The organism is Streptomyces sp. SID5785 (assembly GCF_009870065.1).
In the GTDB taxonomy this organism is placed as follows: domain Bacteria; phylum Actinomycetota; class Actinomycetes; order Streptomycetales; family Streptomycetaceae; genus Streptomyces.
Map to the genome: position 1 here is coordinate 1 of NZ_WWIA01000638.1, position 1,505 is coordinate 1,505.

Annotated in this window: 2 protein-coding genes and 1 pseudogene; all 3 read left to right on the forward strand. The window is 70.2% G+C overall.

The window, feature by feature from the left end; translation table 11 throughout:
* Positions 1–489: alpha-L-rhamnosidase C-terminal domain-containing protein (locus tag GTW43_RS20800; RefSeq protein ID WP_272922549.1), on the forward strand; the 489-nt coding region annotated here is incomplete at its 5' end.
* Positions 490–670: 181 nt separating this feature from the next.
* Positions 671–1,123: a hypothetical protein gene (locus tag GTW43_RS20805; RefSeq protein WP_161303528.1), complete on the forward strand. Its 453-nt coding sequence runs from the start codon at positions 671–673 to the stop codon at positions 1,121–1,123.
* 58 nt (positions 1,124–1,181) lie between these two features.
* Positions 1,182–1,505 (forward strand): annotated as a pseudogene (locus GTW43_RS20810) (YdcF family protein); the annotation flags it as partial.

The window sequence follows — 1,505 nt, forward strand, 5'->3', positions numbered from 1 at the left end:
ATGCTGGACGCGCACCAGGGTACGGCCAGCACCTTCTGGGAGGGGTACAGGACCGACGGCAGTTCCGACTACTCCGGCTCCTACATGAGCGCCGCGCACGGCTGGTCCACCGGTCCGACCTCCGCCCTGACCTTCCACCTGCTGGGCATCGCACCTGTCGCCGACGGGACCGGCACCTACCGCATCGCTCCGCACCCGGGCGGCGTCAAGCGGGCCGAGGGGCAGCTCACCACGGCCAGGGGGGTGATCGCCGTCTCGTGGCAGGACACCGGCAAGGGCGGCTTCGGGCTGACGGCCACACTGCCCGCCCGCACGGTCACGGACGTCGCGGTCCCGGTGCCGGACGACTCCTCCTTCGTCGTACGCGTAGACGGGCGGACCGTCTGGGACCGTACGGCCCGCGGCGACGGTGTGCGCCACGAGGCCGGATACGTCCACCTGACGAAGCTCGGCGCGGGCAAGCACACGGTGACGGTGCGACGGCGCTGACCAGGCCTGTCCCTGGTTCCGGGTGGCCCCAGGGCCCCTAGGGGTCGTGCGACCGAAGAGGTACGCCCAAACTGGCCCGAAGCATGACGATCACTGATGATCAGGGCAGGAAGATGGAGGAGAAGAAGAGAACAGCTCCTCGCTCCTGACGGGGCGAGGGCGAACCGGAACGGGAGAAGACATGCGTGGCGTTCTGATCGGCGTCGTGGGCGGTGTGGTGGTGCTCGGAGTCGCGGCGGCGGTCGCCGTGCCCGAGGCCAGGCAGTGGTACGACGGACGTCACGAGCAGACCTCCTCCTACGCCACGGGCAAGAAGGCGAAGCAGGAGCGCGAGTCCGTTCCCCGCTGGCTGCCGGACGACGCCGCGTCCGTGGAGTACGCGATGCGGACGACCGGCGGGGAGCGGATCCTCAAGGCCACACTCGGCGAGGCGGGGCTGCCCGCACAGTGCGAGCCGCTCGACGGCGCGGCGGCTCCGGCGCCGGAGATCAGCGCCTCCTGGTTCCCCTCGGACGTGGCGGGCGGCGCGAAGGGCCGCTGCGGTTCGTACTACGTCTCGCTGAAGAACGGCACGCTGTACGCGTGGCAGACGAACGCGGACTGGGTGGAGGAGAACCGGAACTCCGGGGCGTAGCCCGTAGCCCCCGCTTCCTCCCCGCCCGGATCGCTCGGCCGACGTCTCGAGGTCTTCAGTGTTCGCTTTCGCCCCGACGGCAGTCTTCCTCCTCTGGTTCTGCTGGGGAGTACGGCAGGACCGCCGGCAGTTCCGCAACGCCGTCCTGCTCGGCCTGACCGTCCTGTGTCTGTCCTTCGCCCTGCTGACACAGGCGGACCGGCTCCGGGGGAACCTGGCCGTCCTGGTCTACTCACTGGTCTTCATGATCCCCGCCCTGGCGATCGTGGTCCTCGGCGGCTTCCTCGTGGTGAACGGCCTGACCATGATCCGCAAGGAGGGCCGCCGACCGGCCAACCTCCTGTCGGGCCTGGCGGGCGTCGGCATCTTCGCGCTCCTCGCC